Source organism: Streptomyces sp. NPDC126503 (genome assembly GCF_040302405.1).
GTDB classification, from domain to species: Bacteria; Actinomycetota; Actinomycetes; order Streptomycetales; family Streptomycetaceae; genus Streptomyces; species Streptomyces gulbargensis.
The window spans coordinates 14,665-40,759 of sequence record NZ_JBEORS010000011.1 but is presented as its reverse complement, the minus strand read 5'-3'; the positions used below and the strand labels follow the sequence as shown (position 1 = coordinate 40,759).

The 26,095-nt window shown below is 72.6% G+C and carries 26 protein-coding genes; 10 read left to right on the top strand and 16 right to left on the bottom strand.

Features of this window, described 5'->3' with window-relative positions:
- The first annotated feature begins 73 nt into the window (after positions 1-73).
- Together ABTY40_RS16715 and ABTY40_RS16710 are read left to right on the top strand one after the other, a co-directional pair.
- The gene (locus tag ABTY40_RS16715; protein ID WP_352060173.1) at positions 74-691 is read left to right on the top strand and encodes a hypothetical protein; all 618 of its coding nucleotides are present in this window, start codon (positions 74-76) and stop codon (positions 689-691) included.
- Positions 692-960: 269 nt separating this feature from the next.
- A complete protein-coding gene (locus ABTY40_RS16710) occupies positions 961-1,332 on the top strand; it encodes a hypothetical protein (protein WP_352060172.1) in 372 nt (123 codons plus the stop codon).
- 315 nt (positions 1,333-1,647) lie between these two features.
- Here the strand turns inward: ABTY40_RS16710 and ABTY40_RS16705 are convergent, their stop codons facing one another.
- Positions 1,648-2,082: a MarR family transcriptional regulator gene (locus tag ABTY40_RS16705; protein ID WP_352060171.1), complete on the bottom strand. Its 435-nt coding sequence runs from the start codon at positions 2,080-2,082 to the stop codon at positions 1,648-1,650.
- A gap of 187 nt (positions 2,083-2,269) precedes the next feature.
- Between ABTY40_RS16705 and ABTY40_RS16700 the strand changes: the two genes are divergently transcribed.
- The 6 genes from ABTY40_RS16700 to ABTY40_RS16675 all read left to right on the top strand — a co-directional run bounded on the left by ABTY40_RS16700 (position 2,270) and on the right by ABTY40_RS16675 (position 8,205).
- Positions 2,270-3,463 (top strand): PP2C family protein-serine/threonine phosphatase, encoded by a 1,194-nt coding sequence (locus tag ABTY40_RS16700; protein ID WP_352060170.1) that lies wholly within the window; start codon positions 2,270-2,272, stop codon positions 3,461-3,463.
- A 108-nt stretch (positions 3,464-3,571) separates the two neighbouring features.
- The gene (locus tag ABTY40_RS16695) at positions 3,572-4,468 is read left to right on the top strand and encodes an STAS domain-containing protein (RefSeq protein WP_352060169.1); all 897 of its coding nucleotides are present in this window, start codon (positions 3,572-3,574) and stop codon (positions 4,466-4,468) included.
- Entirely contained in the window at positions 4,465-4,884 is a 420-nt protein-coding gene (locus ABTY40_RS16690; protein WP_352060168.1) for an STAS domain-containing protein, read from the top strand. The genes ABTY40_RS16695 and ABTY40_RS16690 overlap by 4 nt, the downstream gene beginning before the upstream one ends.
- Positions 4,884-5,327, top strand: a complete 444-nt coding sequence (locus ABTY40_RS16685) for an anti-sigma regulatory factor (protein ID WP_352060285.1) — start codon at positions 4,884-4,886, stop codon at positions 5,325-5,327. Before ABTY40_RS16690 ends, ABTY40_RS16685 begins: the two co-directional genes overlap by 1 nt.
- Positions 5,324-6,400 carry a SpoIIE family protein phosphatase gene (locus ABTY40_RS16680; protein ID WP_352060167.1) on the top strand — a complete coding sequence of 359 codons (1,077 nt, stop codon included), beginning with the start codon at positions 5,324-5,326 and terminating at the stop codon, positions 6,398-6,400. Before ABTY40_RS16685 ends, ABTY40_RS16680 begins: the two co-directional genes overlap by 4 nt.
- Positions 6,397-8,205: a PP2C family protein-serine/threonine phosphatase gene (locus tag ABTY40_RS16675; RefSeq protein ID WP_352060166.1), complete on the top strand. Its 1,809-nt coding sequence runs from the start codon at positions 6,397-6,399 to the stop codon at positions 8,203-8,205. Before ABTY40_RS16680 ends, ABTY40_RS16675 begins: the two co-directional genes overlap by 4 nt.
- A gap of 11 nt (positions 8,206-8,216) precedes the next feature.
- Here ABTY40_RS16675 and ABTY40_RS16670 read toward each other — a convergent pair whose 3' ends face one another.
- Positions 8,217-8,720, bottom strand: a complete 504-nt coding sequence (locus ABTY40_RS16670) for a MarR family winged helix-turn-helix transcriptional regulator (protein ID WP_352060165.1) — start codon at positions 8,718-8,720, stop codon at positions 8,217-8,219.
- A gap of 257 nt (positions 8,721-8,977) precedes the next feature.
- On the bottom strand, positions 8,978-10,852 hold the full coding sequence (locus ABTY40_RS16665) for a CASTOR/POLLUX-related putative ion channel (protein ID WP_352060164.1): 1,875 nt from the start codon (positions 10,850-10,852) through the stop codon (positions 8,978-8,980).
- A 219-nt stretch (positions 10,853-11,071) separates the two neighbouring features.
- On the opposite strand from ABTY40_RS16665, the gene lgoX reads away from it, so the two are divergent.
- On the top strand, positions 11,072-12,994 hold the full coding sequence (lgoX, locus tag ABTY40_RS16660) for an L-glutamate oxidase LgoX (RefSeq protein WP_352060163.1): 1,923 nt from the start codon (positions 11,072-11,074) through the stop codon (positions 12,992-12,994).
- Between the two features lie 66 nt (positions 12,995-13,060).
- On the opposite strand, the gene ABTY40_RS16655 is transcribed toward lgoX, so the two are convergent.
- The 13 genes from ABTY40_RS16655 to ABTY40_RS16595 all read right to left on the bottom strand — a co-directional run bounded on the left by ABTY40_RS16655 (position 13,061) and on the right by ABTY40_RS16595 (position 24,890).
- Entirely contained in the window at positions 13,061-13,951 is an 891-nt protein-coding gene (locus tag ABTY40_RS16655; RefSeq protein ID WP_352060162.1) for an acyl-ACP desaturase, read from the bottom strand.
- Positions 13,952-13,962: 11 nt separating this feature from the next.
- On the bottom strand, positions 13,963-14,814 hold the full coding sequence (locus tag ABTY40_RS16650; RefSeq protein WP_352060161.1) for an SAM-dependent methyltransferase: 852 nt from the start codon (positions 14,812-14,814) through the stop codon (positions 13,963-13,965).
- A gap of 6 nt (positions 14,815-14,820) precedes the next feature.
- Positions 14,821-15,084: an acyl carrier protein gene (locus tag ABTY40_RS16645; RefSeq protein ID WP_352060160.1), complete on the bottom strand. Its 264-nt coding sequence runs from the start codon at positions 15,082-15,084 to the stop codon at positions 14,821-14,823.
- 65 nt (positions 15,085-15,149) lie between these two features.
- Positions 15,150-15,695, bottom strand: a complete 546-nt coding sequence (locus ABTY40_RS16640; RefSeq protein WP_352060159.1) for a PaaI family thioesterase — start codon at positions 15,693-15,695, stop codon at positions 15,150-15,152.
- The gene (locus tag ABTY40_RS16635; protein WP_352060158.1) at positions 15,692-16,483 is read right to left on the bottom strand and encodes a ferritin-like domain-containing protein; all 792 of its coding nucleotides are present in this window, start codon (positions 16,481-16,483) and stop codon (positions 15,692-15,694) included. Before ABTY40_RS16635 ends, ABTY40_RS16640 begins: the two co-directional genes overlap by 4 nt.
- Before the next feature lie 46 nt (positions 16,484-16,529).
- Positions 16,530-18,206: an AMP-binding protein gene (locus ABTY40_RS16630; RefSeq protein WP_352060157.1), complete on the bottom strand. Its 1,677-nt coding sequence runs from the start codon at positions 18,204-18,206 to the stop codon at positions 16,530-16,532.
- A 94-nt stretch (positions 18,207-18,300) separates the two neighbouring features.
- Positions 18,301-19,062: a 4'-phosphopantetheinyl transferase family protein gene (locus ABTY40_RS16625; protein ID WP_352060156.1), complete on the bottom strand. Its 762-nt coding sequence runs from the start codon at positions 19,060-19,062 to the stop codon at positions 18,301-18,303.
- Positions 19,063-19,088: 26 nt separating this feature from the next.
- On the bottom strand, positions 19,089-20,339 hold the full coding sequence (locus ABTY40_RS16620) for a cytochrome P450 (protein WP_352060155.1): 1,251 nt from the start codon (positions 20,337-20,339) through the stop codon (positions 19,089-19,091).
- Positions 20,340-20,342: 3 nt separating this feature from the next.
- On the bottom strand, positions 20,343-20,777 hold the full coding sequence (locus ABTY40_RS16615; protein WP_352060154.1) for a hotdog family protein: 435 nt from the start codon (positions 20,775-20,777) through the stop codon (positions 20,343-20,345).
- 50 nt (positions 20,778-20,827) lie between these two features.
- Positions 20,828-21,220 (bottom strand): hotdog family protein, encoded by a 393-nt coding sequence (locus ABTY40_RS16610; RefSeq protein WP_352060153.1) that lies wholly within the window; start codon positions 21,218-21,220, stop codon positions 20,828-20,830.
- A gap of 214 nt (positions 21,221-21,434) precedes the next feature.
- Positions 21,435-22,313, bottom strand: coding sequence for a DUF72 domain-containing protein (locus ABTY40_RS16605; protein ID WP_352060152.1), 879 nt, complete (start codon positions 22,311-22,313; stop codon positions 21,435-21,437).
- A gap of 104 nt (positions 22,314-22,417) precedes the next feature.
- Positions 22,418-23,248, bottom strand: coding sequence for a YihY/virulence factor BrkB family protein (locus tag ABTY40_RS16600; protein WP_352060151.1), 831 nt, complete (start codon positions 23,246-23,248; stop codon positions 22,418-22,420).
- Positions 23,249-23,441: 193 nt separating this feature from the next.
- On the bottom strand, positions 23,442-24,890 hold the full coding sequence (locus ABTY40_RS16595) for a serine/threonine-protein kinase (RefSeq protein WP_352060150.1): 1,449 nt from the start codon (positions 24,888-24,890) through the stop codon (positions 23,442-23,444).
- Positions 24,891-25,484: 594 nt separating this feature from the next.
- On the opposite strand from ABTY40_RS16595, the gene ABTY40_RS16590 reads away from it, so the two are divergent.
- Positions 25,485-25,625 (top strand): hypothetical protein, encoded by a 141-nt coding sequence (locus tag ABTY40_RS16590; protein WP_352060149.1) that lies wholly within the window; start codon positions 25,485-25,487, stop codon positions 25,623-25,625.
- The last annotated feature ends 470 nt before the right edge of the window (positions 25,626-26,095 follow it).

Sequence of the window (26,095 nt, the reverse complement as noted above, 5' to 3'; positions counted from 1 at the left end):
AATGCGGATCGGCGGGCGCCCCACCACACCGTGACGAAAGGCCAGCCAGGAGTCACCGTCCAGGAAGGCAACCATGTCGACCCTGACCGCAGTTCTCATCCTCGCGGTGCTGCTCGCCGCGCTGGTGGCGGCCGGCGTCCTGCTCCGGGCCCGTACCGGCGCGGACGGCGGCAGGCGCTCCCTCGAGCGGCGCTTCGGCCCCGAATACGATCGCACTCTCCAACAGCACGGCGGCGACCGCGAGTCGGCCCACCGTGACCTGCGCGAGCGGGCCGAGCGGTACGGCCGCATCCGTCCGCTGCCGCTGGAGGCGGCGGTCCGCGAGCACTACGCCGCGCAGTGGGCCACCCTCCAGGAACGCTTCGTCGACGCGCCGGGGCAGGCCCTCGCCGACGCCGACGACCTTCTGACCCGGATCGCCGCGAGCCGGGGTTTCCCCGAGCCCGACCGGCGCGAGGAACAGCTCGCCGCACTGTCGGTGCACCACCCCCGCCAGGTGGAGGGTCTGCGCGCGCTGCGGCACGCGGCGCGTACCCAGGCGGCCTCCACCGAGGAGATGCGGGCGGCGCTGCTCCGGGCGCGTGACCTGTTCGAGGAGCTGACGGCGGCCGGTTCCCCCCTCGCCCCCCGCCCGGCGTCCGGGCGGCACCGGGCACCCCATCTCCTCAAGCCGAAGGGAAGTGGTGCGTGATGGCGCACGAGAACCATGACCGGTGGGCCAAGGGCGGGAACGAGGAGGACCCCCGGCAGGCGTCCACGCCCCCGTCGGACCGGGGCGCGCCCCTCGGCGGGGCGGGGCCGGCGTCCCCCGGCGTCCCCGCCCAGCGCACCGGCCATCCGGCTCCCCCGCCTCCCGTACCTCCACCCACCGCACTGCCGCGGCAGCGGCGGCCGACCGTCCCGTCCGAGGATCCCGGTGCCACGGGCCGGAACGGCGGGAGCGACAGGAACGATCCCGCCGTGACCCCCGCCGCGCCGCACGGACGGGACGCCGCCGGCGGCCCGGACGCCGGCCCCGCCTGCGGCGAGAGCCCGGCTCCGGACGACGGTGACCGCCTGTTCGACGAGGGCACGCGCGACCGTCTCGAGCAACGCCTGCACCACGCGCTCGTACGGTTCGTCGACGCGCCCCACGAGTCGGTCGCCGAGGCGGACGAGGTCCTGGCGGAGGCGGAGGAACAGCTCCTCGCCTCCTTGCGGGACCGCCGGGCCGCGTTGCGGGCGGGCTGGCGGGAGGACGGCCGGGCCGGCGGTCCGAACGAGGACACCGAGCGGCTCCGGGTGCTGCTGCGCACCTACCGCGAGATGACGCGGCGGCTGCTCGGGGCCTGAGCCCGGCCAGCTCCCGAAGACCGGAAACCCCCTGGACGCCAGGGGGTTTCCGGCCCTCCGGACGGGTGGACGTCACTCCTCCGGGAGACATGGCACACAACGACCGCACATGTCCGCGCCGACGGGGTAACAGAGTGCGGGCGGAGCCGTCGGACGTATTGTTGCCGTTTGACAACTATGGCTATGGAGCAACAGAGTAGGCGTGTCGGACGCGCACGGGGAAGGACCAGGAATGCTCCGGTGGGCGGGGATGTCTCCGTGTGCTGGTCACCCGCACCGTGAGGCGCCGGTGGCACCGGCGTGGCGAACGGGCGCTCAGGCGGTCCGGCTGTCCGCGTCGGGGGTGACGCCGTGTATCTGGGTCGCGGCGGCGGAGCAGAACGCTTCCAGCCCCTCCAGCAGCGCGATCCGCTTCTCGGCGGGCATGTCCGACAGCACCTGCCGCAGCTCCCGCTCCCGGCGGGCCCGCAGATCGGCGAGGAACGCGCGGCCCCGGGCACTCAGGTGCAGCCGCACCTCCCGCCTGTCCCCCTGGCTCACGGCCCGCTCGACGAATCCGGCGGCCACGAGCCGGTCGCAGAGGCGGCTGGTGGAGGGCGGGGTGGAGGCGAGCGACTCGGCGAGGGTGCGCAGGTTGATGCCCTCGTGGTGTTCGAGGATGTGCAGCACCCGCAGCTGGGAGGCCGAGGTGGGTGCGGTCGACGCCCGGCCCCACACGACTTCCAGCAGCTCGACGGCCGTGGTCGTCACACGTGCGACCTCGTCGGGCTCTGGGCGGCGGCGGAAGGCAGTCACGGTCACACTCTCGCAGGCACTGGGATGCCTGTCAGCGTACTAGGCGTACGCACTGATCACCGAGGCCCCCGGGCCGGGGTGTTCCCCACCCGGCCCCGAGCGAGGGGCACCCGCAACGGAGAAGGAATGGTGTGTTTCCGACATGAAGAGATTCCTGGCCGCCGAACGCGCGCTGCGTGCGGCGGCTCCCCACGAGTTGCTCGACGCCATCCGTGCCGTACTGACGGAACAGTACGGCGCGGAGGACGTCGAGCTGTTCATGGCCGACTACGGCCTCACCGTGCTCCAGCCCGTGGCGGAGCTGCCGCTCACGGTGGAGCCGGTGTCCGTGCACAACAGCCCGGCCGGCCGGGCCTTCGGCTCCCAGCGGCCGTACCGCGAGGAGAGGAAGGACGGACGGGCGCGGCTGCACCTGCCGGTCAGCGTGCGCGGCGACCGGCTCGGCGTCCTGTCCGTGACGCTGCCCGGCAGCGACGCGGCACGCCGGTGGGAGGTCGAGCTGGCCGAGGCCGCCGACGTCCTGGCCCGTGAGGTGATCGTGGCCGAGCGCGACACGGACGTATATCTGCAGGCGCGTCGCAAGGACCGGCTCACCCTGGCCGCCGAGATGCAGTGGCAGCTGCTGCCGGGCCGCTCGTGCTCGCGCGACGAATACGACCTGGGGGCTCAACTGGAGCCCGCGTACGCCATCTTCGGTGACAACTTCGACTGGTCCTCGACCGCCGACCATCTGATGCTGTACGTCACCAACGGCATGGGCGAGGGCATAGAGGCGGCCCTGCTCACGAACCTCGCCATCAACGCGCTGCGCAACGCCCGGCGGGCCGGCATCTCCATCGCCGACCAGGCGGCCCTGGCCGACCAGGCCGTCTACGCGCACTATCAGGGGCGGGCGTACCTGTCCGTCCTCATGTTCGACTTCGATCTCGCCACGGGACGGACGCGGGTGGTGGACGCCGGCTCGCCCCGGCTGCTGCGGCTGCGCGACGGGGTCGTGGAACGCGTCACCTTCGAGGCCCAGTTGCCGTTGGGCATGTTCGAGGAGACCGACTACGTGGCGCAGGACTTCCACGTCGAGCCCGGTGACCGGCTCGTCTTCGTCAGTGACGGGGTGCACGCCGTGTCCTCCCCCAAGGGGGAGGAGTACGGACAGGAGGCCCTCGCCCGGGCCATCCACGCCACGCGGCTGCTGCCCGCCGCCGAGGTGCCGCGCGCCATCCTGCGGGAGCTCACCGGGCACCGCGGGCGACCGTCGCCGGACGACGACGCCCTGGTGGTGTGCCTGGACTGGCGGGGAAGGCCTTCCGGTGACGGAACGGGCGGACGACGGATGTGACGATCGCGTGTGGGTCGGGGGTGCGCCCTCGCATTAATGTTTGTCATGTAGCAATAATTGCTCGGGGGTGGCCGACCGGTCGGCCTCGAACCTCGCGGCAGGGAGACGATGCAGGTGGCGGAGCACGAAACGGCCCTCGACGTGACGCGGGAGCTGAGCGACTTCCTGGAGCACCGGCGCGAGCAGATCGCCCAGCGGTGGGCGGAGGCCGCCCTGTTCCGTACGGTGTTCACCGTCTCACGTGACGAGGCGGTCGAGGCGTGCAAGGCCGTCGTGGACGCCCTGGCCGAAGTGGCCCGCAGCGGCCGGCTGGAAGACCTGCGGGCCCCCGGCTTCGACTCCGTGCGGGAACAGCTGGGCCGCATGGCGGCCTCGCGGGCGAAGGCCGGGTCCACCCCGGCGCAGATCGCGGGTGAGGTCGCCGGCCTGCGCGAACCGGTCACCGCCCTGCTGCGCGCGGAGTACGACGACCCCGCCGACCCCCGGGGCCGGGCCGGGGAGATCGCGCTCACGATCCTCGTCGGTACGCTCCGCCTCGTGGTCATGGAGACGACGGTCGAGGCGGGCGAGGAACTCATCGCCCGGCAGCGCCAGCAGCTCATGGAGGTGGCCACGCCCGTCATCCGGCTCTGGGACGGTGTCGTGGCCGTGCCGCTGATCGGCACCCTCGACAGCGCGCGCAGCCAGATCGTGATGGAGAATCTGCTGGAGGCGATCGTGGACCAGCGGGCCCGGTACGCCATCCTCGACATCACCGGCGTTCCCACCGTCGACTCGCTGGTGGCCCAGCACCTGATGAAGACCGTCGCCGCCGCCCGCCTCATGGGCGCCGAGTGCATCGTCTCCGGAATCCGGCCGGCCATCGCCCAGACCATCGTGCAGCTCGGCATCGACCTGGGGACGATCATCACCCGCGCCGGCCTCGCCGACGCCCTGGCCTACGCGCTCGGCAAACAGGGCATCGTCGTCTCCCCGCGGCCGGCCACGGGAGGGAACGCGCGGTGACCGAGCCCTTCGCCACCCGACCGGGACCGGTGCCGGTCCTGGTACTGGGCGACGTCCTGCTCGTCACCCTGCAGGGCGATCTGCACGACACGGCGGCGGAACAGCTCCAGCAGGACATCACCCAGCACATCGCGTCGAGCCCGGGGCCGGTGGGCGGTGTGGTGATCGACATCTCGGGCGTGGACGTCGTCGACTCCTTCCTCGGCCGGATCCTCGCCGAGATCGCCGCGAGTGCCCGCCTGCTGGCCACCCGGACGGTCCTGGCCGGGATGCGCCCGTCCGTGGCCATCACCCTCGTCGAACTGGGCCTGACCATGCCCGGCCTGGACACGGCCCTGGACGTCGAAAGGGCCCTGTCCCTGCTGGGCCGCCCCTCCCCCGCGGCCCCGCCCGCCCACCCGGAAGAGGGCGCGTGATGCATGCCCCATTCGTGTCGGCCACGCGCCTTCCCATCGGCTCCGACGCCGATCTGGCCTGGGTGCGCCAGCAGGTCCGGCAGGCCGCGGCGGCTCTCGGTTTCGGACTGGTCCAGCAGACCAAGCTGGTGACGGCGGTGAGCGAACTCGCCCGCAACACCCTCGTCCACGGGGGCGGCGGCCACATGGAGATGACGCCGCTGGCCGAAGGGAACCGCCTGGGCCTGCGGCTCTCCTTCGTCGACCGGGGCCCCGGCATCCGCGACCTCGACCTCGCCATGACCGACGGGTACACCACCGGTGGCGGGCTCGGGAAGGGTCTGAGCGGATCCAAGCGCCTGGTCGCGGAGTTCGCCATCGACAGCCGCCCCGGCGAGGGCACCACCGTCACCGTCACCGACTGGGTCTCCGCTGTGCCCTCGCCCCGTACGGGTGCGTCATGAGCAGGGTCTGGGACATCCCGGTGCACGACTCCACCCGGGTCCGGGACGTCCGCGTCGCCGCCGAGGCCGCCTCCGCCCACATCGGGCTCGACGCCCACGCCACGGCGGTCGCGGCGCTGGTGGCCACCGAGCTCGCCACCAACCTGGTCAAACACGCGGGCGGCGGCCGCGTGATGATCGAGCCGGCCCGCCCGGCCCACCCCGTCACCGACGCCGAGCCCTGCGTACAGATCACCTCCCTGGACCACGGGCCCGGCATCACCGATGTCGCCGCCGCGCTGCGGGACGGCTCCACCACCGCCCGGTCGTCCCTCGGGGCGGGCCTCGGCACCTGCCGGCGCGTGTCCCACGAGTTCGACCTGCACAGCGCACCGGGCCGCGGCACCGTCGCCGTGGCGCGCGTCGGCCGGGAGCGGCCCACCAGGACCGCCTCCCGTGCACGGGCCGGCTCCCCGCGCCAAGGCGTGCGTGCCGGGGGCGTCACCACCTCCCTCGCCCACGCCGAGCACTCCGGGGACGCCTGCACCGCCGTGCGCTCCGGATCGCGGATCACGCTCATGCTCGCCGACGGGCTCGGACACGGCGTCAAGGCGGCCCTCGCCTCCAGCGCCGCCGTCGAGACCCTGCGCCGCAACGCCGACCTTCCCCCCGCCGACATCCTGCGCCACCTCCACACCGCGCTGCGCACCACGCGCGGCGCCGCCGTCGGCGTCGCCGCGCTCGACGAGGACACCGGCCGCCTCACCTTCGCCGGAGTCGGCAACATCGGCGCCAGGCTCCGCACTCCCGACGGATGGCACCACCTCGTCTCCCACCCCGGCATCGTCGGAGCCCACTTCCCCGCCACCGTCCCCCTGCGCGAGGCGGCCTGGGGACCGGACCACCTGCTCGTCCTGCACAGCGACGGCCTCCCCAGCCGCTGGACGCCCCCCGACGATCCCCTGCTCGCCACCCATGACCCGGCGGTCGTCGCCGCCGTCATCCTCCGCGACGCCGGCAGCGCCGCGCGCCCCGAACGCGACGACACCTGCGTAGCCGTACTGGCCCCTGCCCCCACGGACCGGAGTCCATGACCCCCACCACACACCTCCGGAAGCTGGCGACGTTCGCCGACGCGGCCCGGACCCGCGCCGCCCTCGACCGGATCGTCACCGAGGGCGGTGCTCCGGCGTTGGAGCGCGCCCGCTTCCTCACCGCCCTCACCGCACGGCTGCGCCACTGCCTCGACCAGGGCGGCGAAGGGGAACTCCTCCTCCACGTCCGGCAGGGCACATCGTCCGGGGACGGCCGGCTCGACGTCTGGCTGCGGCCCGCCGGGACCCGACCGGCCCCGCAGGAGGCGCCGGACCTCACGTGTGCTCTGCCCGTTCCTCCGGCCGGGGCCGGCCTGCGGCGCGGTGTGCCGCTGGGCGAGGCCCTGCTGCGTGCCGACGAGAACACCGCGACCGTGCTGCGTCTCCTCGACGAGCAGGAGGATCTCCTGCGGCTCCACGAGGAGGAGCTGCACAAGACCAACCAGGGGGTCCTCGCGCTCCACTCCGACCTGGAGGCCGCGGCCGTCGCCCAGCGCGAACTGCTCGAAGCCGAGCGGACCGCACGCACCGAGGCCGAGCGAGCCCGCCGGCTGCTCACCTTCCTCGCCGACGCCAGCGCCGCCATCACCGCCTCCCTCAGCGCCACCGCCGTCCTGCGCCGCCTCGCCGACATGCTCGTACCGGACTACGCCGCACACCTCGACGTCTGGCTCTTCGACGAGGAGGGCGCGGACCAGGACGGCGGCGACGACAGCGGCGCGTACGAAGGGCACGACGGGCGCGCGTACCGGGCACGGGAGCACTCGCTGGCCGCGGTGGCCGCCGCCCGCACCGGACGCCCTCAGCACGCCGCCGCCCACCCCGGCGGGCTGCCCGGCACGGACGACCTCCCGGCCTCCGCCCTCTCCCCCGACCGGCCGCTCCTGGCGATCCCCCTCACGGCCCACCGCCTGCTGGGCGTCATCACCCTCACCGCGCCCGGTCCCCGCTTCGACGCCGACACCGGCGTGATGCTGGTCGAACTGGCCCGGCGCGTCGGGATCGCCCTGGACAACGCCCGCCGCTACGAGCAGTACCGCGACACCGCCGAGGCCCTGCAACGCGCCCAGCTCACCGACCTGCCCGACCCATCGGGCCTGCTCCTGGCAGCCCGGTACCTCCCGGCCACGCGCGGCCTGAACATCGGCGGCGACTGGTACGACGCCTTCCTCCAGCCCGACGGCGGACTGCTCGCCGTCATAGGGGACGTCACCGGCCACGGGCTGCGGGCCGCCGTCCTCATGGGCCAGCTCCGCACGGCGCTGCGCGCGTACGCGGTCGAGAACAAGAGCCCCGGCGAGATCCTCAGCCACCTGCACCGCATGCTCTGTCACCTGCAGCCGGAGCTGTACGCCACCGCGATGATCGCCCGGTTCCGGCCGGGTGAACCGGAGGTGGTCTGGGCGTCGGCGGGCCACCTGCCCGCCGTGGTGCGCGCCGCCGACGGCTCCGTACGGGTCCTGGACGCCAAGCCGGGCGTGATGCTGGGGATCCCCGTGCCCTTCACCTACCAGGACCACCGGGCCGAACTGCCCCCGGGCTCGTCCATGGTGCTCTACACCGACGGCCTGGTCGAACGCCGCGCGGACGGCATCGACCCGGGCATTGAGCGCCTCGCCCGCTCCATGGCCGCCTTCGACACGGCGGAGCTGGAGCAGGACCTGAACGCGGCGGCCGACGCCGTACTCAAGCAGCTCCTGCACGACTCCGAACGGGACGACGACGTCTGCCTGCTGATGTGCCACATGGTGACGCCGGCCCAGGACGCCGAGGCGGCCGGCGAGCGGCGGACCGCCGAAGGCTGACCCGGTCGCGGTCAGAACCGGTGGCCGCCCACGTGCCGGGCTGCCGCGTCCTGAGCGGCCAGGAGAGCGCGCATGCCCCGGCTCAGTGCCTCCCGGTCGGCCGGCTTCATCGCGGTCAGCACCTCGGCGAGCGCCCGCGACCGGTGGGCGGCCACCTCGTCCAGCACCTGCCGGCCCCGCGTCGTGAGGTTCAGCTGCACCTCACGGCGCTTGTGCGGGTGCAGCACCCGCTCGAGCAGCCCCGCCGCCGCCAGCCGGTCGCACAGCCGGCTGGCGGTCGGCAGGCCTATCTCCATGCCCTCCGCCAGCATGGTGAGGTTGAGCCCCGGCTCGGACTGCAGGATCCGCAGCGCCCGCAGCTGGTGCGGCGACAGCCGCAGGCTGGCTTCCTGACTCGCCGCGGCCCACAGGTGCGCGAGACCGTCCACCGCGTCGGCGATCTCCAGCGCGAGGGACAACGGATCTCCGCCCGTTCCCTCCACCCGGTCGTCTCCGGAGCCACTGAGACGAGTCACGAACCCATCGCTTTCAGCATTCGCCTGCCCATATGGATAACACCCTCATTCAAACGCGTTACCCGATGAGTCGCCGAGCAAGCACCGCCGGTCGAGCCATCGTAGGAAGCCGGGCGGGACAGGGAAACGGATCACCCAGCAACCTAGCCCAGGGCGGGGCGCCCCAGGGCGCTTGTGGACAAACCGGCACGGGGGTGTGGTGGACGCGGCGAGATCGTGAAGATGCCGGGACGTTCCCAACGGCTCGGGGCCGGCGGTCAGTCGGGGCGGATCAGCGAACTGCCGGTGAGCAGGACGACCTGGTCCTCGTCCGTGTAGGTCCGCGCCTGCTCCCTGTCCGGGTTGAGCTCGACTCCGTGGTGGGGTGCCTGACGGATGTGCCGGGCGATGCGGTGGCCGATGGCCAGGTGCCCGTGGTGCCGGACGGCGCCGACGACGGAGCCGAAGGTGACCGGCCGGTTCACCGGCACGTAGTGCGCGGCGGGATGCAGGGCGATCTGGAAGCCGGTGGGCGCGAACAGCTCGTCGAAGATCCTGTCGAGATGGGGGTTCTGCGAGATCTGGGAGAGGCGCAGGCTCAGGAAGTTGCCGCTCACGATGAGGTCGTCGGGTTTGCCCGCCTGGGCCAGCACCCGGTTGCGGTCGTCGGCCATCTCGGTCACCAGGGTGAAGGGGTCCGTGGTGCGCTCCGCGAGATCGCGGAGGTTGAGCAGGGTGGCGAGGGTGCCGGCGTCGGCCTCCTGCGGATCGCGGTCGCCGGGGCAGAGGACGATGACGTGGTCGTACGTGTCCACGGACAGGCCTTCGAGGACGTGCCGCCGGGTGATGTCCGCCTGCTGGAAGGTGAGTTCCAGTCCCGTACCGCGTCCTTCCCCGACCGCGGTCGGCGTCTCGGCGACGACGTCGACGCGTGAACCGGCGGGAAGGTGGGCCCCCAGTTGCCCGATGATGGCTCCGAGCCGGCGGTTGGAGCCGAGGACGAGGACCTTGCGGCCCGTGCTGCGGGGCGTCACCGCGGGCTGCGGCGGTACGGGGGTGAGCTCCGCGGCCGGGTCGGCGAGGGCGAGGGTGGTGATGTCCTCGCTGATGACGACCATCCGGTCGGAGGCCTCGACGCGGACGTCGCCGGGCGGGTTCATCAGGATGTGACCGTCCTGCCGCATCAGGCCGATGACGGTGGAGGCGCGGAAGGCGAGCAGGGTGTCGTCGAAGCGCCGTCCGGCCAGTTCGGGCCGGTGCGTCAGGTAGATCTCCTGGCCGGCGAAGTCGAGCAGCTCGCTGTAGACGAGGGAGAGCCCCGACTGCAGGCTGCTCTGCACCAGCAGGCGGGCGATGAAGCCCTGGGTGCTGACGACGCGGCAGCGCGGTCCGCCCGCCAGACGGGCCGCGGCGAGGTTCTGCTCGTCCGCGACCCCCGCCACGATGAGCGGGCCCGTGCCGTCCTCCCGGGGCGTTCCGGCGACGGCGAGCAGCGACTTGATGACGGCGAAGTCGGGGCTTTCGTCCTCGGTGCCCAGGACGATCACCGACCTGGCCCGACCGGGGCTGACGATGCCGACGTCCTGGGGGTCGGCGGGGTTGCCGGTGCGGCAGACGATCCGGGTGCCGGCGGTGTCGCCGACCCGTTCGCGGATCTCGGTCTCCATCTCCGGCCGGTCCTTTTCCGCGAGGATGGCGATGCAGGCGCGGCGCCCGCGGCGGTTGGCCTCGACCAGTTCCGCGACGATCACGTGGACCTGGGAGGACCAGCCGAGGATGACGGTGTGGCCGCTCTCCACCACAGGGGTCCGGCCGGCGCGCAGCCGTGCGAGCTGGTTCTGCAGCCCGGCGCTGATCACCGGGATGAGCGTGCTCATCAGCATGATGCCGCCGAAGGCCATGAGGACGGCGATCACGAGGAAGAAGGCCGACCCCCGGTCCTTGAGCAGGACGGTGGGGCTGAGGACCCGGTGGAACCCCGCCCACACCGAGGAGCGCGCGTTGTCCGGCCGGATGCCGTCGGGGGCGAACGCCAGCAGCAGCAGACCGTTGAGGGCCGCGAGCAGGCAGCACAGGACGGCGAGGACGCCGATCAGGGCGGGGGCGCCTCGTCCCATGACGTTGTCGACCCGATAGCGGAACTTCTGCAGCACAAGAACTCCTGCCTCGCGGGGCTCCGCTGGAAGTCAGCGTCGGAGCCATCATGCGAGTCCGCACCGCGCCGGCCAACGAAGCCCGGCCGGTCGGACCCCCACGTCACGCGTCCGCCCCACCAGCGGCGATGGCCGCCCACACCACATACAGGTGAATCCCCGGCAGGAGCGGGCGTGTCCCGCGCGCCGTGTCGGGCGCTTCGCGGAGGGTGTGCGCCTGTGGATACTCAGCTCACGAGGCGTGCCCTGGTCACCGCGACCGGCACCGGCGCGCTCGCCCTCACCCTGCCCACCGCTCCCCAGGCCGCGGCCGCGCCGGCGGCCGCCGCCCCTCCTGTGCCCGGGGGCGCTCCCCGGGACGTCTGCGAGCGGGTGGCCAGGGCCATTCTGGTGCTGGACGAACACGGTGAGCCCCTCGTCCCGCGGTACGCCAGGATCCTCCTGGAGACGGGCCTTCCGCGCGCGCACGGTGGCGGCAAGCGGATCCTGGTCGTCGGGGCGGGGCCCGCGGGGCTCGTCGCCGCGGATCTCCTCCGGCGGGCCGGGCACCACGTCACGGTGATCGAGGCCAACGGCAACCGGGTCGGGGGCCGCATCAAGACCTTCCGTACCGGCGGCCACGAGAACGCCGCGCAGCCCTTCGCCGACCCCCGGCAGTACGCGGAGGCCGGTGCGATGCGTATTCCCGGCAGCCACCCGCTGGTCATCGGTCTGATCGACGCCCTGGGCCTGGAACGGCGCAGGTTCTACCTCACGGACGTGGACCCCTCGGGCCGGCCGGCGAACCGGACGTGGATCCAGGCCAACGGCGTCCGCGTGCGCCGCGCGGAGTACGAGCGCCGGCCCCGCGTCCTGAACAGGCACTTCGGCGTACCGGAGAAGTACCTCGACACGACGGCCGCGGAGATCTACCGCACCGCCCTCGCGCCCGCCCGCGCCCTCATCGACGGCAAGCAGGGCCGGGACCTGGTCGAGGGCTGGACCACCGTCCTGCAGCGGTACGGCCACTGGTCCATGTTCCGGTACCTCACCGAGCAGGCGGGGCTCGACGAGAGGACGATCGACCTCGTCGGCACCGTCCAGAACGTCACCTCGCGGCTGCACCTGTCGTTCCTGCACAGCTTCCTGTCCTCCGCGCTGATCAGCCCGGACACCGCCTTCTACGAACTGCCCGACGGAACCGCGACCCTGGCGGACGCGCTCTACGCGCGCGTGAAGGACCTGGTCCGCCTCGACCGCCGTGCCGTCCGCGTCGAGCACGGCCCGCGCGGCGGCGTCACCGTGCACACGGTGTCCGAGGGCCGGGACGGCCCGGTCGAGCGGGAGTCCTTCACCGGTGACGAGGCCATCGTCACGGTGCCGTTCTCGGGGCTGCGCCACGTCACGTTCACCCCTCTGCTCTCCTACGGCAAGCGGCGGGCCGTCACGGAGCTCCACTACGACGCGGCGACCAAGGTCCTGCTGGAGTTCTCGCGCCGCTGGTGGGAGTTCGACGAGGAGGACTGGCGGCGCGAGCTGGAGGCGATCAGGCCCGGCCTCTACGAGCGGTACCGGCGCGGCACCGCCCCGGCCGACGGCTCCCTCCTGGGCGCGCACCCCTCGGTGCCGGCCGGCTACATCTCCCCCGCTCAGCGGGTCCACTACGCCGCGCACCGTTCGGCCCTGCGCGACCAGCCCGAGGCCGCCATGGTGATCGGCGGCGGGTCGACGACCGACAACCCCAACCGGTTCATGTTCGAACCCTCCCACCCCGTACCGGGCAGTGAGGGCGGCGTCCTGCTCGCCTCCTACAGCTGGGCGGACGACGCCCTGAAGTGGGACGCCTTCGACGACGAGGAGCGGTATCCCCGGGCGCTCGGAGGGGTCCAGGACGTGTACGGGCAGCGGATCGAGGTGTTCTACACCGGGGTGGGCCGCACCCAGTCCTGGATGCGCGACCCCTACGCGTACGGCGAGGCGTCCGTCCTCTTCCCCGGGCAGCACACGGAGCTGTTCCCCCATGTGCCGGTGGCGGAGGGCCCCCTGCACTTCGCGGGCTGTCACACCTCCATCAAGCCGGCGTGGATCGAAGGCGCGCTGGAATCCGCCGTGCGCACGGCTCTGGAGGTGCACACCGGGAAGGTGGCGTCGGGGCGCCCCTGACCGGCGGCCACGGTCAGGGGGCGTTCCGGTCTCCGCCGGAACGGCCCCTGACCCCCACCGGGTGGCTCAGAGCCGAGGGCCCAGCTGCCCGCACGCCCGGACGAACGAGACGAGTTCGTCGACCTTGTCCGACCTGGCGTCCACGGCGCGGTTGACGACCTTCACCAGGTGGTCGTACGCCTCGGTGTGGTCGTACCGGGCCGTGTCGGCGATCTTCAGGGCCCAGCGCCAGTACCCGCGGATGGTGTCCGCGAGCGGCATCCGGAACTCGGCGATCACCTCCCGGATCGGCTCCACCACCGCGTCCCCGTGGTGGTGCAGATAGCGCCCGACCATGTCCGCGAAGAACGAGAAGTGCCGGGCCTCGTCCCTGCTGAGCCGGACCAGGATCTCCTTCAGGAGCGGATCGCCGACGACCTGGCGCAGGTGCTGGTAGTAGATCTGGGTCGCTTTCTCCTGCACCAGGGGGTACACGAAGAACTGGACCGCCTGCGCGTAGGGCAGGTCGAAGTGTTTCCGTCCCTCGTCGGCCAGCGAGGCCCACAGTTCCTGTTGTTCGGCGAGGCCGGCGGCCAGCTGGTAGCGGGCCAGTGCCCGTGCGTGGGTGTCCTCCTCCTGCGCCCAGCGGACGGTGAAGTGGTACAGCTCCCGGTTGTGGATGAACGTCTCGCGATCGACGCTGTCGTCCACCGGGAAGTTCTGGTCGTACAGCGCGAAGTAGCCGGGCAGGTGGTCCTCGATGATGGTGACGAACTGCACCGCCGACCGCTCGCCCTCCGTCAGGCGGCCGGCGTCGGCCCGGGACCAGTCGAAGCTGAAGTCGGTGTCCCAGCGCTTCTCCGGGGGTGAGGTGCGCAGGAAGGCGCCGACCGCCGCGTCCACCTCCGTGGCGGGCAGCAACGGCCCGCCGACCTGGCCGCGCCTCCCCCGGGCGGGTATGGCGTCGATCTTGGACAACGTGCCCTCCATCAGCGTGATTTGGCGAGGGTCAGTGAGTAGTGCTTGGTGGTGTAGCCCCACCCCGCGTTGGCCGTCTTGAGATAGCGGGTCAGCTGCTCGGACAGGCCGGGTTCGATCTCGTCCAGGCGTGCCGCGTTGCGCTCCACGTTGGCGAGCCAGTCCTCGATGGTGCGCCAGTAGTCCTCGGTCAGATCGTCCACGGCGACGACCGAGAACCCGGCGTCCTCCGCGCCGCGCACCAGGTCGGAGAGCGGACGCATGTCACCCCAGCCGAAGATCGAGTCCCGTACGAACACGGAGTTCTCGCGCTCGGCGAACTCGGCGCGCTTGGCGTTGTTGCGGTAGCAGCTCTCGGACACGTACATGCGGCCGCCCCGCTTGAGGGCCGCCCAGGCCTTGCGGTAGACGGCGTCGAGGTCGGGCATGTGGACGATGGACCCGAGCATGGTGATCGCGTCGTAGGAGCGCGGTTCGAGTTCCAGGTCCTCGATCTGTCCGACGCGGGTGTCCACCCGCCCGGTCAGGCCCTTCGCGGCGGCCTGCTCGGCTATGTAGGCGTGCTGGTTGGGCGCGGGGCTGATGCCCGTCGTGGTCGCGCCGTACTCGGCCGCCATGAAGAGGATCAGTGAGCCCCAGCCGCAGCCGATGTCGAGCAGCCGGCCGCCCTCCTTCACGCCGAGCCGGTCCGCGACGTAGTGCAGCTTGTTCTGCTGGGCCTGGTCGAGGGTGTCCTCGTCGGTGCGGTAGATCCCCGCGCTGTACTTGCGGGTCCGGTCGAGGTACAGCTCGAAGACCCTGGGGTCCTGGTCGTAGTGCTGGTTGGTCTTCGGCGCTGCCGGTTCCACGGAGTCGACGGTCATGGGCGGTCAGCCCCGCTCGGCGAGGAGGGCGGCGACGGCGTCGGCCACGTCGTCGATCGTCTTGAAGCCGAAGACCTGGTCGTCCTCCAGCTCGATGTCGTAGGTGCGCTCGATCCGGGCGACGGACCGCAGCACCTTGACCGAGTCGGCGCCCTCGACCGAGGTGAGGTCGCGGTCGGGGGTCAGCTCGGCCGCGGGGCGGCCGAATTCCGCTGCGACCAGGTCGGTCACGGTGCGGATGATCTCGTCCTTGGTGGGGATCTGGGACATGTGCGTTCTCTCCTCGTACGTGTCTCTGCGGAAAAAGCTGTGCCGGGGGCCGGGCGGCTCGCCGGTCAGTCGGTGCGCAGCGCGGACAGCGCCTGGTCCACGAGCCGGGCCTCGTCGTCGGACATCGCCATCCGGGCCTTGGCCTGCTCCGGTGTGATCGGCTGGTAGGAGCCGGTGACGAAGACGACGGCCTGTCCGGCGGCGTCGGTGATCTGGGCGTGGGCGGTGTACGGGCCGTTGTCGCCCGCCACCGCGTCGGTGCTCGCCGTGCAGTGGTAGGTGGCGCCGATCGCGAGGGGTTCGACGTAGCGGGTGCGCATGCTGGTGGTGAAGACCGAGACGCCCAGGCGGAGCACCAGCAGATTGCCCATGATCTCGTCGCAGACGGTGGCGGACATGCCGCCGTGCACCACGCCCGGGTAGGACTCGAAGGTGCGGTCGAACGTGAGGGCGCACGTGAGGCCGCCGTCCGGTGTGTGCCGGAACTGGAGCCGCAGGCCCCGCTCGTTGGCGGGCGAGCAGCCGAAGCACTGGTAGTCCGGCAGGACCCGCCAGGGCAGTTCGGCCGCGACGCCGTCCCGCGAACCCGCGTCGGTGGTGGGCCCGGTCACGCGGCGATCACCTCGGCGAGGGCGCGGCGGACCTTGCCGTTGCTGGACAGGTCCATGTTCACGATGCCGCCGAACACCTTGCGGATCTTCCCCTGGAGCTCCAGCAGTTCGTCGGCGTCGGCGATGCTCTCCAGGAACAGCTCGAAGGCGGTGTCGATGGTCTCGTGGTCCTCCAGCTCGGTCAGCTCGCTCTTGAAGATGCCCACGGGGTGCTTGATGCGCTTGTCCGAGGTGTAGACGTACAGCGTCTCGAGGACCGATGCCGTCTCCTCGGGGTGCCGGAGCAGCCGCTCCTTGCAGTAGTGGATGAACTCGCGGGCGTGTCCGGCCTCGTCCCGGCTGGCGTTCAGGAGCAGGGTGTGGAGGACCGGCTCGTCCACCGCGCCGGCCACCCTGCGGTAGATATGATTGACCGTCAGTTCGGAGATGATGTTGGTGGCCAGCGTCGCGGACGGCGTGATGCCCGGGTCGTACGGGGCGCGCATGGCCGCCACCGCCGCGTCGTCCACCTTCTCGCCTATGGCGTCGAGCCAGGCCTTGAACATGTAGTGGTGCTGGACCTCCTGGTTGCCCCAGACCACGGCGAAGGTCGAGAAGTCGTAGTCGTCGACGAACTCGTTCAGGAAGCCGTGCACGGCGGCGATGACGTTCGACTCGCCCATCACGGCGCTCTTGGCGATCGTCACGTACTCGGGCTTGACCTTGTCCTTGTCGACGGCGGAGAAGTCGATGTCCGTCAGTTTCCAGTGGTTGCGCTCGTACTGGGTGAAGACGTCGTAACTGTGCATCAGTTCATCCCTTGGTCGTGGCAGTGAGCTGCGGCGGGAGCCGGCTTCAGCGGCCGGTGGCGAAGTCGTTCCTGGCGGCGAGCCGTTGGAGCTTTCCGCTGGTGGTACGCGGCAAGGTGTCCGGGGCCACGAGCACGACGCGCAGGTCGTGCAGGCCCAGAGCCCGGCGCACCAGGGTGCGCAGGCGGTCGGACAGGGCGGGGTGCTCCGCCCCGGGGCGGTCGGTCTCCGCGACGAGGACCATGAACTCCCGCTCGTCGTCCCGCCCTTGGCCGGGGTCGTGCTCCTGGTGGACGAAGGCCACACAGCGGCGGCGGTGCACGGCCTCGTCGGTCCGTACGGCGCTCTCCACGTCGTCCGGGTAGTAGTTGTCGCCGCGCAGGATGAGCATCTCCTTGCTGCGCCCGGTGATGTGCAGTTCACCGTCGGCGAGATAGCCGAGGTCGCCGGTGCGCAGCCAGCCGTCGGCGGTGAACGGCTGGTCGAGGGTGCCGGCGTCGTCGACGTACCCGGCCGTGACGGACGGGCCGCGCAGCTGCACCTCGCCGACCGACCGGTCGCCGAGCACGGCGCCGCCGTCGCTGTCCGGGTCGGCGATCCGGAGGTCCATCCCGAGCACCGGCCGGCCGACGGCGACCACGCCGCGCGCACCCGGTTCCGTCCGTTCGACCGGTACGGCGACGCCCCGCTCGGCGAGCGCGGCGCGGTCGACCCAGTCGAAGCGCGGACCGCGCCCGAGCGGCGGGAAGGTCACCGCGAGCGTCGCCTCCGCCAGGCCGTACACCGTCAGCATCGTGCGCGGGTCGAAGCCGGACGGGGCGAAGTGCCCGAAGAAGGTCTCGAGCGAGTCCACGGCGATCGGTTCGGCGCCGTTGAACGCCACCCGCCAGCGGGACAGGTCGTACGTCGCGGCCTCGTCGGCCGGCACGGCCTCCACCAGGTAGTCGTAGGCGAAGTTGGGCATCGGGCTGATGGTGTAACCGCCGTCGGCGAACTGCCGCAGCCAGCGCGCCGGGTCCTTGACGAACGCCGAGGGCCGCCAGATGGTGCAGGGCACGCCGGTCAGGATGCCGGTGAGCGTGCCGAAGAGGCCCATGTCGTGGAAGAGCGGCAGCCAGCTGGAGTTCTTGTCGGCGGGCGTGAGTTCGATGCCGTCGCGGATCGCGCGCAGGGTGGCGAGGACATTGGCGTGGGTCAGGCGGACGCCCTTGGGGTGGGAGGTGCTGCCCGAGGTGTACTGGAGGACGATCTCGCTCGTGGCGGGCACGTCCGCGCCGCTCACCTCGTCCGCATGGTCCTGTTCCCCGTGGGCCAGGATCCCGGCCGCCCCGAGCACCCGGCGGCCCGGGAGCGCCTCCTCGATGAAGGGCATCATCGCGGCCAGGCGGCTGGAGACCACCACGTCCTTGATCCCGGCGTCGTCGAGCACGCCGACGAGCCGGTCGGCGCCCTCCTTCGCGTGCATGGGCAGCGGGCACACGCACGCGCCGAGTCGGCTGAGCGCGAAGAGGATCAGCAGGAAGTCGGGCTCGTTGGTGGACAGCACGCCGACGCGGTCGCCGTCTCCTACGCCCAACTCTCGCAGGTGCGCCGCGATCCCCCGGGATCGGGCACTCAGCGCGGTCAGGCTCAGCGCCACCTTGTCGGCCGGGAAGTCGACGGTGACGTCCCCGTGTCGGGCGGCGATCCGGTCCAGGGCGGCGTGCAGGGTCGGTTCGTCCATGGGTTCCCCCTCTCGTACGACGGCGTACGACGGCAGGCGTCACCCGGACGTCCATGCCTTCCGTACGGCGTTGGTGTCGAGGTCGCTGAGGTCGTCAGCGACCCGTGGTCATGTGGGTGGAGGCGCCGGGGCGCAGCTCCCAGCGGCCGTCGGGGCCGGTGGGGTGCGGCGCCCACCGGGTGAGGCGCACGACGGCGGGCACCGCCGCCGCGGTGACCGCCAGGTGACGGTCGCCGAGCTTCACCACGCGCGTCCGCAGCCCGGCCGGGCGGCCGCGCCAGGTGGCCTCGGTCCACTCGCGGCCGGGGTGGCCGGTGAAGTGGATCGTGGAGAGTCCGGCGCGCAGTCCGTGCCCGAGCGCCTTGGCCACGCTCTCCTTGGCCGCCCACAGGCGCCGTGCCCCGCCCGGTTCCGAGAGCAGCGCGCGATCGGCGTTGCCGCAGAAGCGGTCGGCGACCTCGCGCAGCACGTCCTCGCCGGTGTCCTCCACGTCGATCCCGCACGGCCCCGTGCCGAGCACCAGTGCGAGCAGCCCGCTGTCGTGGCTGACGTTGAAGTACGGCCACGGCGCCGGCGTCCCGGACAGGTGCGGGCGGCCGCCGGCGTCGGTGACGACGGGCACCCGGTGCGCCGGCCATCCGGTGGCCCGGCTCAGGGCGGCCCGGACGAGAAGCCGGGACGCCTGCGCCTGGGCACGTCTGCGGCCCGGGGCGTACCGGTCGCGCAGTGCCGTGTTCTCCGGTGCGGGCAACTCGGGCGGGCCCTGTTCCGCCGCGGCGTACACGGCGGACAGATCCGCGAGGTGGACGTGAAGGGAGGGAGCTCGGTGCGGGCCGGCGCCGGTCGACGGTGCCATGGGGTCCCCGCCGGCGGTGCCGTGGACTATGCCGGTGCCCGGCCGCCGGCTCTGGCCGGCAGCGTGGCGAGTCCGCGGAACTGCAGGTTGTCGGCGCGCCAGCGGTACGGGCGGCTCTCGTCGAGCGCCAGGTCGGGTGCCCGGCGGGTCAGCTCCCGCAGAACGCAGACGCCTTCCAGCCTGGCCAGGCCGGCCCCGATGCAGAAGTGCACGCCGGTGCCGAGCGCCACGTGCCCCGTCTCGGTGCGGGTCACGTCGATCCGGTCCGGGTCGTGGAAGTGCTCCGGGTCGCGGTTGGCCGCTCCCCGCACCAGGTAGACGAGCTGGCCTTCCTTGACGGCGGTGCCGTGCAGCTCGATGTCGCGGGTGACCAGGCGGTGGGTGAGCTGCACCGGACCGTCCCAGCGGAGGATCTCCTCCACGGCGCCCGGGATGAGCTCCGGCCGGGCCTTGATCAATTCCCACTGGTCCCGTTGGGTGAGGAGCCCGCGCAGCCCGTTGCCCATCATGTCGACGGAGGTCTCGTACGTGGCCACCAACAGCAGCAGCAGGTTCGAGCAGAGCTCCTCGTCGCCCAGCCGCTCGCCGTCCTCCTCGGCCCGTACCAGGCGGGAGATCAGGTCGTCCTTGGGGGCCTTCCTGCGCTCGGCGATCACGGCGCCCAGGTAGTCCATCATCTGCTGCAGCGACCGGACCGCCGGAGCGTGCGTGCCGAGCAGGTCGGGGGCGCCACCGAGAAAGATCTTGATGGTGTCGCACCACTGGGTGATGAGCGAGCCGTCCTCTTCGGGCAGGTCGTAGAGGGCGAGGAGCACACCGGCCGGCACCGCGTAGCTCAGGTCGGGAATCAGGTCGAAGCCGTCCTCCTTCTCCAGCATGGCGTCGACGAGCCGGGTCACGATGCCCGCCACCCGTGGTTCGAGCAGCCGTACGTCGCGCGGGCTGAATCCCTGGTTCATCAGCTTGCGCACCCGGGTGTGCTGGGGCGGGTCGAGCATCCACATCCACTGCGAGGCGAGCGAGATGAAGCGCTGCATCGCGGGAGTCGGGTTGGCCCCGCCGCGCGCGGCGAGCAGGTGGATGCGCCGGGACGAGAAGGTCTCGTGATCGCGCAGCGCCGCGTTCACGTCGTCGTAGCGGGTCAGCAGGAAGCCGTTGAGCTGGTCGTCCCAGTGCACCGGATCGTGCTCGCGCAGCAGCGCGTAGGTGGGGTAGGGGTCGGTGAAGACCTCCGGCGTGAGCAGCTTGAGGCCCGCGGTGGGGTTCTCGTCAGGCACGGGTCAACTCCCCCCGCCGTCACGATCGTTCAGCAGTTCGTCGGCCGTCGCGCGGGGCAGTTCGGCGATGCCGGTGCCGGTCAGGACGGGCGTGCCGGCGTCGTTGACCACACTGATCTCACAGGTGATCAGCGCCCGGTCCGCGGACACCTGCCCGGTCCCGGCGGGGACTTCCCCGGCGCCGGCCTCGGTGGCGCGGAGGGTCGCCGTGACGGTGTCGCCCTCGTACACCGGGGCGAGGAAGGTGAAGGAGAGGTCCCGCATGTGTACGCCCGGGTCGGCGAGGAGAGGGACCACGGAGAGGGTGAGCGCGCCCTGGGCCATCCGGCGGTCGCCGTGTCCACCCATGTGGTGTGCGCCCAGATCGCCGGTGAGGCGAGCGCAGACGTCGATGTCTTCGGTGCGTAACGTGCGCGTGTTGGTGCGGGTGGTGCTCACGGGCAGAACCATCCGTTCTCTTGGAGCGCTTGACGTGTCGGCACGGAGGGTCACGCGTTGACGATGAGACCCTTGCTGCGGCCGGTGATCACGACCTCGCCTCCGCACCGGATGCGCGCGTCGAAGGCGATCTTGGTCATCCCGGCGGTCGGTTCCAGGCGGGTGACCTCCAGCTCGGCGACGATCTCCTCGTTGCGCCCCAGCGGCCGGGCGGCCTGCCAGTCCATGCGCTGCGAGAGGTAGTTGAGGTCACCGCCGAGCTTGGTCAGCGGGGCGACGGTCAGTACGTACGGCAGGTGTTCGGGCAGCGACTCGGTCGGCTCGCCCGCCAACGCGTAGTAGTCGCGCACCTCTTGGTCGGTGTACTGCTTGGCCCATGTCAGAACGGTGCCGACGGAGATCTCTCCGTGGACTGCGTTCTTGATGGCGATGGACGACAACATCCCCTCCAGTACGGGAAACCGACGTGGCGAAAGATGGCCGGTCACTACCTACCGGTAGGTAGCGGCCTGCTCGAATCATGCCTCACAGCGCGGTCGCACGGAAAGGCGTTCCCCGATTGTGGCCTGCGTCACATTGGCCGGATCGCTGTCACCGTCCCGACCCCGCCGTCGCGGGGTCGCGCCGGGCTGCCGGGGCGGCCACCGGGGGCGGGGATCAGCCCTCCCGCGCACCACCCGGGCTCCGGGAATCTTCCAGCAGATCGCGCAGGGTCTCGGCGGCGCGTACGGCGGCGTCACCGCAGCAGTTGTTGAACAGGACGTGCAGCTCCTCGGCCCGGTCCGCCATGGAGCGCAGGCGGGGCAGCCAGGCGGCCAGTTCCTCCCGGGTGTAGGTGTGGCGGAAGCGGTCCTCCTTGCTTCCGGTCCCCCAGGCGGCGCTGCGGCCGTGGAAGCGGACCACCGCGAGCCCGGGGGACGTGACGGGTGTGACGGCGGGCATGGAGGTGGGGAGCCCCTGGGCCGTGTCCACGGCCACCGCGGCGGCGTCCAGATCCCTCAACAGGGCGGCGGTGCGCTCCCGCCGGTCCTCGTCCCACCAGTCGGGATGGCGGAACTCCACGGCCATGGGCCACTGATGCGCCCGCTTCCTGGTGCGGTGCAGCACGGTCTCCGCCCCCGCGCCCGGACGGAACCACGGCGGGAACTGGAACAGTACGGCGCCCAGCCGGCCGGACTCGCCGAGGGGCCGCAGGGCCGCGCCGAAACGGTGCCACACCTCGTCGAGCAGCTCCGGGTCCCGGAGGTCGTGGTCACGCAGGTCGGCGGGCAGGGCGGCCCTGCGCGTCGGGTGACCGGTGAGGAGTGAGAACGCCTTGACGTCGAACCGGAATCCCGGCGGCGTGCGTTCGCTCCAGAGCACGCTGTTGCGGACGCTGGGGAGGGCGTAATAGCCGGCGTCCACCTCCACGACGGGGAAGCGCTCGGCGTAGTACCGCAGCCGCCCCTCCGGATCGCGCCGCCCGGACGGGTACCACCCACTGGACACCAGCGCCTTGTCCGTCCACGAACACGTCCCGATCAGCATCTCGCCCATGTCGGCCGTCCCTTCGTCACGGCCCGTGTACCCCGGAAAACGTGCGCCGCCCTCGTGGGACCCGGCGGCCGGACGGGCGTCACCGTGATGCGACGCCGGCACGGTCAGCCCGAGCAGGGGTCGGGCCGCTCCGGCCGCCCGTCCCGCGTCAGTTCGGCGTTGAATTGGGCGCCCGCCAGCAGCACCACGTGGGAGACCCACAACCAGACCAGGAAGGCCACCACGCCGGCCAGGGAGCCGTAGAGACGGTTGTACGTCGCGATGTGCGACGCGTAGAAGGCGAAGCCCGCCGACGCCAGCAGCCAGAGCAGCACCGCCAGGGTGCCGCCGGGCAGCGTCTGCCGGACACCGCGGGACTCCGGCGGCCCGGACCGGAAGAGGAGCAGGACCAGGGCGACGACCACCGTGAACAGCAGCGGCCATTTCAGGCCCGCCCACATGAGGGCGGCCTGGTGGTCCGTTCCCGTGCCCCGTCCGATGGCGCGGGCGGCCCACTCGGCTGCCGTGAGCGTGAGCACCCCGCTGACCAGCAGTGCGAGCACGGTCAACGCCCTGAGCACGATGGCGGGGAAGGTCCGCCATGCCGGGCGGCAGTCGGAGACTCCGTACATCGCGTGCAGCGCGCGCCGGAAGACGGCCAGGTAGCTGGAGGCGGACCACAGCGCGGCGGCGGCGGTCATCACGAGCAGCAGCCAGCCCACCGACTGGCCCTCCTGCGGGTTGCCCAGGGCCTGGGCGAGAACCGGACGGGCCGCCTGCGGTACGAAGACGGCCAGCTGCCCGACGACCTCTTGGGGGGTGTCGGTGCCGAGCAGGGCGATGGACAGGGCCACCACCAGCAGGGCCGGGAAGACGGCCAGCACCGCGTAGTACGTCAGCGCCGCCGCCCAGTCGGTGAGGTCGTCCTCCCAGAGGGCGACCGGTGTACGGGCCATGGCCCTCGCGTACGCTCCGTGCTCGCGCCGATCGGGGGCCGAGCCCCTCGCGGGCACACCGACCGTCATGACACCACCGTTCCCTTCAGGACCTGCCGCCACCCGGCCGCCACCGCCCCGGCGGGGCGGTCGGCGGGTCGACCGTCGGGTACCCCGTCGGGCGGCGTGAACGCCGGGAGACGCGGCGGTGGTGTCACCGCGCGTGCCTGCCCTTGGCATGCTTCGGCTTCTCCTGCCGCGCCTCGCCCTTCCGGGGGGCCGGCCCGGCCGCACGGCCACGGCCGCGCGGCCGCTCCGAGACGCCAGGAGCCGACGGCGTCCCGCTGTCGACCGCCGCGCCCTCGGAGCGGGCGGCCCGCCGCTCCCCCGTGGGGGAGGCGGAGCGCGGCGCGGACACGGAGACGGCGGTGGTTTGGGCGGGTGGAGTGGGCGAGGCGGTCGGGGAGGCCGGCTCGGTCGCGGCGGGGCGCGAGGGAGCGGTCGCGGCGGGCCGGGGCGGAACGGACGCGGCGTTCTCCGCCTCGGCGGACGGCCCGCCCACCGAGCCGGCCAGTCCGACGCCCAGGACGGTCAGCGCCGCGCCGGCGGTCAGCAGGTTCCGGCCGGCGCCGCGCGCGGCGGGCCGGCCGGAGGAGGATCGTGCGGACACCGGTCCGCCCTCTGCCGGGACGGCCTCGGCGGCCCCTACCGCCGCGCCCGCCCCGTGCGACCTCAGCGTGTCCGGATTCCGCTCGCCGGCGCCGTCCTCGCCGCTCGTGGTCGGAGCCGCGAGCGGCGAGGATCCCGCGGGGGCGTCGGCCGCTCCCGCGAGATCCTCCGCTGCCAGGGCGGCCAGGGCACGCGCACAGGCCCGGGCGTCGGGCCGGCGGCCCTCGTCCGCGTCGGTCATGGCTTCCAGCAGTTCGGCGACCGCCGCCGGTATGTCCCGCGGAACGACCGGGGGCCGGTGCAGCCGGGCGACCGCGGCCTCCAGCGGCGCCCCGCCGTACTCCAGTTCCCCCTTGATCGACTCGATGAGCACCAGTCCCAGGCTGTAGATATCCGCCGCCGGCCCGGCACCCCGCCCCAGCACCTGCTCCGGGGCCATGTAGGCGGCGGTGCCCACCAGGGCGCCCGTCACGGTCTGGGCCGTGGTGTCGAGCAGCCGGGAGATGCCGAAGTCCGTCAGGCGGGGAGCGCCTTCCTCGTCCAGCAGGATGTTGGCGGGCTTGACGTCGCGGTGGACGACTCCGGCCTCGTGCACATGGGCCAGTGCCGAGGCCAGCGCGGCTCCGATCCGGCACGCCTCGGCGGGCGCCAGGGGGGCCGTGGCGATCCGCCGGCGCAGCGTCGCACCCCTGACCAGCTCCATCACCAGGTAGGGCGTTCCGTCGTCCCGGCCACAGTCGTACACGGTGATCAGGCCGGGGTGCTGCAACTGGGCCAGCAGCCGGCCCTCGCCGTCGAACCGCTCCTCCGTGCCGGCGGCACCGTCCGGACGGAAGACCTTCACGGCGACCGGCCGCCGCAGGCGCAGGTCCACTCCCTCGTACACGTCGGCGGCGCCGCCGCGACCCAGCAGGTCGTCGAGCCGGTAGCGGCCGGCCACCGTGTGGGCGGTGAGCCGGAGGTCCGGTCGAATCGGCCACGAGCGGACTTTCATCACTGCGCTCCCTGCGTCGTGTTGTCACCTGCCGTCGTCCGCCCGCCCACGGGTGCGCCGCCGTTGGCATGGCCGGCCGCGCGGGTGCGAGCACCTGTGCACGTGTGCCCGCTCGGCCGCCGTACATCCCCCGTCCCGCGGACGGCTTCGCGGGAGGAGGGCCGGGCGTCGTCGCGGCATGAGGGAGCGGGGCGCACGCGATCGGCCGGTGGCGGGCGGGACGGTGGCGTGGGAGGCGTCGGCGCGCGGGGGTGGGGTGACCGGAGCCGTGGTGGTTCGCGCCGGAGGGGGTAGGTGAGGACAGCACACGACCGCCGCGTCCGCGAAGGAGACGAGCATGACCCACGACGCCCACCCGTTCCTCGTGGACGGTCCGGCAAGCCCGCCGGGCGCTTCCGTCCACGGCCGCGCGAACGAACGGGACACCCCGCCGGTGCGGGCCACGACCGCCGGAGTTCCGCCGCACCGCATCACCGGATCCACCGGCGAGTACACCCGGACCGGGACATCGGCATCGGCATCGGCATCGACGGCGGCGCCGGGGCACGGCCGTCCGTCGGAACCCGGTCGGCGACAGCGGTGACGGAGGGGAACATGACGCCCGAGGAGACCCGGACGAAACTCCGGCAGTTGGAGGACCGGCTCGGCGAGCGCACCCCGGCGCCGATCGAGGGGCAGACCCGCATCCCCCTCCCCCGGCCCGCGGGAACGGACGGCGAGGACGAGGGGGCGTGAGGGCCGGCGCGGAGGAGTGAGGGTGGCCCGCTGTGCTCGCCCGGGCCGGCCGCCCTCTTCATCGCCCGACAGGGACCGTCGTCGCCCTCGGCGCCCGCACCGTGCGGGCGGTCGCGCTCGCCGAGCGCCGGACCGCCGGCCACGGGGCGGCCCATTCCTGTGAGCCACCCGGCGGTCCAGGTCCGGTTCCCGACCGCCCGCATGCACCTGGCGCGGGCGGTCCCCGATGCCGTGTCGGAACCGAGGAGGTCGAGGCCTTCGCGGGCGAGGCCCGGCCGGCCGGAGGACGAGGGCCGTGCCGCTGGGGCCGGTGGAGCAGGCGATCTTCCGCGCGGACGACCGCGCGGCTCGCAGGTCGGATGCAGAGCGCAGTGCGGGTGCCGGTGTTCCCTCCGGCACGGCAGCGACGAGCCGGGAGACCCAGAGCGGGCGTACCGTTTCGCCGAGGACGCACCCCTCCGCGGCCGGCG

Coding starts and splice junctions, on each gene's coding strand:
- ABTY40_RS16715 (WP_352060173.1), top strand. CDS start 74: ATGTCGACCCTGACCGCAGTTCTCATCCTCGCGGTGCTGCTCGCCGCG.
- ABTY40_RS16700 (WP_352060170.1), top strand. CDS start 2,270: ATGAAGAGATTCCTGGCCGCCGAACGCGCGCTGCGTGCGGCGGCTCCC.
- ABTY40_RS16695 (WP_352060169.1), top strand. CDS start 3,572: ATGCAGGTGGCGGAGCACGAAACGGCCCTCGACGTGACGCGGGAGCTG.
- ABTY40_RS16685 (WP_352060285.1), top strand. CDS start 4,884: ATGCATGCCCCATTCGTGTCGGCCACGCGCCTTCCCATCGGCTCCGAC.
- ABTY40_RS16680 (WP_352060167.1), top strand. CDS start 5,324: ATGAGCAGGGTCTGGGACATCCCGGTGCACGACTCCACCCGGGTCCGG.
- ABTY40_RS16675 (WP_352060166.1), top strand. CDS start 6,397: ATGACCCCCACCACACACCTCCGGAAGCTGGCGACGTTCGCCGACGCG.
- ABTY40_RS16650 (WP_352060161.1), bottom strand. CDS start 14,814: ATGACCGTCGACTCCGTGGAACCGGCAGCGCCGAAGACCAACCAGCAC.
- ABTY40_RS16645 (WP_352060160.1), bottom strand. CDS start 15,084: ATGTCCCAGATCCCCACCAAGGACGAGATCATCCGCACCGTGACCGAC.
- ABTY40_RS16635 (WP_352060158.1), bottom strand. CDS start 16,483: ATGCACAGTTACGACGTCTTCACCCAGTACGAGCGCAACCACTGGAAA.
- ABTY40_RS16630 (WP_352060157.1), bottom strand. CDS start 18,206: ATGGACGAACCGACCCTGCACGCCGCCCTGGACCGGATCGCCGCCCGA.
- ABTY40_RS16625 (WP_352060156.1), bottom strand. CDS start 19,062: ATGGCACCGTCGACCGGCGCCGGCCCGCACCGAGCTCCCTCCCTTCAC.
- ABTY40_RS16610 (WP_352060153.1), bottom strand. CDS start 21,220: ATGTTGTCGTCCATCGCCATCAAGAACGCAGTCCACGGAGAGATCTCC.
- ABTY40_RS16605 (WP_352060152.1), bottom strand. CDS start 22,313: ATGGGCGAGATGCTGATCGGGACGTGTTCGTGGACGGACAAGGCGCTG.
- ABTY40_RS16600 (WP_352060151.1), bottom strand. CDS start 23,248: ATGGCCCGTACACCGGTCGCCCTCTGGGAGGACGACCTCACCGACTGG.
- ABTY40_RS16595 (WP_352060150.1), bottom strand. CDS start 24,890: ATGAAAGTCCGCTCGTGGCCGATTCGACCGGACCTCCGGCTCACCGCC.
- ABTY40_RS16590 (WP_352060149.1), top strand. CDS start 25,485: ATGACGCCCGAGGAGACCCGGACGAAACTCCGGCAGTTGGAGGACCGG.